This window comes from Streptomyces sp. WAC06614 (assembly GCF_003949795.1).
Classification (GTDB): Bacteria; Actinomycetota; Actinomycetes; order Streptomycetales; family Streptomycetaceae; genus Streptomyces.
Genome location: NZ_RPRY01000581.1, coordinates 1 through 2308 on the forward strand (window position 1 = coordinate 1; position 2308 = coordinate 2308).

General features: G+C 76.4%; 2 protein-coding genes. Both read left to right on the forward strand.

Going from position 1 to position 2308, the window contains the following annotated elements; genetic code table 11:
• Window positions 1-998, forward strand: a 998-nt coding sequence (locus EF918_RS38820; protein WP_260610982.1) for a hypothetical protein, incomplete at its 5' end; no start/stop codon positions are given.
• Entirely contained in the window at window positions 995-2137 is a 1143-nt protein-coding gene (locus tag EF918_RS34920; RefSeq protein ID WP_125652873.1) for a GNAT family N-acetyltransferase, read from the forward strand. The genes EF918_RS38820 and EF918_RS34920, both read left to right, overlap by 4 nt.
• The last annotated feature ends 171 nt before the right edge of the window (window positions 2138-2308 follow it).

A 2308-nucleotide genomic window follows, 5' to 3' on the forward strand; every position in this document is an offset into this window, starting at 1 on the left:
GGCCTCCGGGTCCCGCCCGGGCCCCGGCCCGGCGGACCGACGACCGCACCGCGCGCCGCGCGGTGTGCGCGATCCCGTACGACGCAGACGCCGGAGCCACCCACCCCCCTCCGGTCCACGAGGAAGTGAGCACGCACATGGCCGACACCGCCGACCGCACCAGCAGCGACCAGAAGAAAGCCGACCCGGACGGCCCCGCCACCGAGCCGCGCGACACCTCCCGGGCCGAGGCCCGGACCGAGGGGCGCGAGCGCCGCGCCGGGCGCAAGGGCCGGGGCCGGGGCCGGGACCTGCGCGGCGGACTGCGCCGCCGTCTGCTGCCACCGCCCGTCTGGTGGCCGTTGCCCGCCTGCGCCCTGCTGGGCCTGGCCGCGGGCGGGGCCTACGGGGTGCTCAAGGCGCCCGAGTACGCGGCGACCAGTTACCTGGTGGCCGTGCCCGACGAGACCACCGAACCGGCCACCGCCCTCGGCTTCGCCCAGGCCTACGCCCGGATCGCCACCAGCAGTTCCACCCTCGCCTACGCCCAGCCGCGGGCCGGGGTGCGGGCCGAGCAGCTGCGGACCCAGGTGCGGGCCGAGACCTCGCCGGAGTCCCCGATGATCGCGATCACCGGGACCTCCCACAGCCCGTCACGGGCCGCGGACATCGCCAACGCGGTCGCCGACGCGCTCTCCCTGAGCAGCAATCAGGCCGCCAAGAACACCGGGGTGCAGCTCCTGCTGTTCAACCAGGCGGTGGCCCCCACCGAGCCCGCCTCCCCGTCCGCCGCGATCAGCGGCGCCGTCGGCCTGTGCGCGGGCGGGCTGGCCGGCGGCCTGTGGCTGCTGGCCCGGCCCGCGCGCGGCCGGGGCCGCCGTACGGAGGAGCCCGCCGCGGTCGAGTACGCCTCGCTGCCCGCCCAGGGCGACCACGGCGACCTGGCGGTCGGCCCGGTGTCCTCGGCCGGCTCCGCGGGCTCCGCCGGCTCCGCGAAGGAGAAGGAGTCCGTGCGATGAGCAAGGGCTCCACGGGGGCCCTGACGGCGACGCTGTGCCGCGACCCCCGTCAGTTCGCCTCGCTGGAGGAGCAGTGGGGCCGGCTCGTACGGGCCTGTCCCACCGCCACCCCCTTCCAGAGCCACGCCTGGCTGCACTCGTGGTGGCTGTCGTACGGCCGCGAGGGGCGGCTGCGGACCGTGCTGGTGCGGCGCGGGGACCACCTGGTCGGCGCCGCCCCGCTGATGCTGGTGCACCGGCCGCTGCCGCTGCTGGTGCCGCTCGGCGGCGGGATCACCGACTACTGCGACGTCCTGGTGGACCGCGAACACGCCGACCAGGTCGTGCCGGCCCTGGCCCAGGGCCTGCACCGGGCCGCCCGCGGCGCGGTGGTGGACCTGCGCGAGGTGCGGCCCGGGGCGGCCGCCGAGGAGCTGTTCCGGGCCTGGCCCGGGGCCCGCAGCCGGCTCACCGACTCCACCTGCATGGAGCTGCCCGCCCTGCCGTTCGACGAGCTGGTCAAACGGATGCCGACGGGCGGCGCCCAGCGGGTGCGGGCCAAGCTGCGCAAGACCGACGCGGCCGGGCTTGAGGAGCACGAGGTCACCGAGCACGAGGTGCCGCGGGCGGTACGGACCCTGCTGCGGCTGCACGAGAAGCAGTGGCGCGGGCGCGGGGTGACCCCCGAGCACCTCAAGCCGCGGTTCGCCGAGCACCTGACCCGGGCCACCCGGCGGATGGTGCGCACCGGCGACGGCCGGCTGACGGAGTTCCGGCTGGACGGCAAGGTGGTCGCGGCCAACGTCACCCTGCTGTCGGCGGGGCTGAGCGGCGGCTACCTGTACGGCGCCGATCCGGAGCTGCGGGCCAGGAAGGTGGACGTGGCGACGCTGCTGCTGCGCTACGAGGCCGGACGCGCGCTGGCCGAGGGCCGCCCGGTGGTGAGCTTCCTGCGGGGCAACGAGCCGTACAAGAACCACTGGCGGCCCGAGACGGTGGTCAACCAGCGCTTCCTGCTGGCCACCCCCGCGCTCGCGCCCCTGCTGCGGCTGCACGAGTCGCAGGTGACGGGGCGCGAGCGGGCGGTGAGCGCGCTGCGCGAGGCGCTGCCGGCGGCCCGTGACTGGCGGGCCCGGCTCAACGAGCTGCGGGTGCGATGACCCGGCTAGAAGGGCCAGCGGCCGGCCTTGTCCCAGTCGATCCGGATGCAGACCGACTGCTGGCCGATGAGCTTGGAGAGCCAGTCCCCGAGGGAGACGGGCAGGCACCACTGGGTGCTGTTGGGCTGCTGCGGCTGTGCGGGCGGGGTGGTCGGGGTCGGTGTCGGGGTC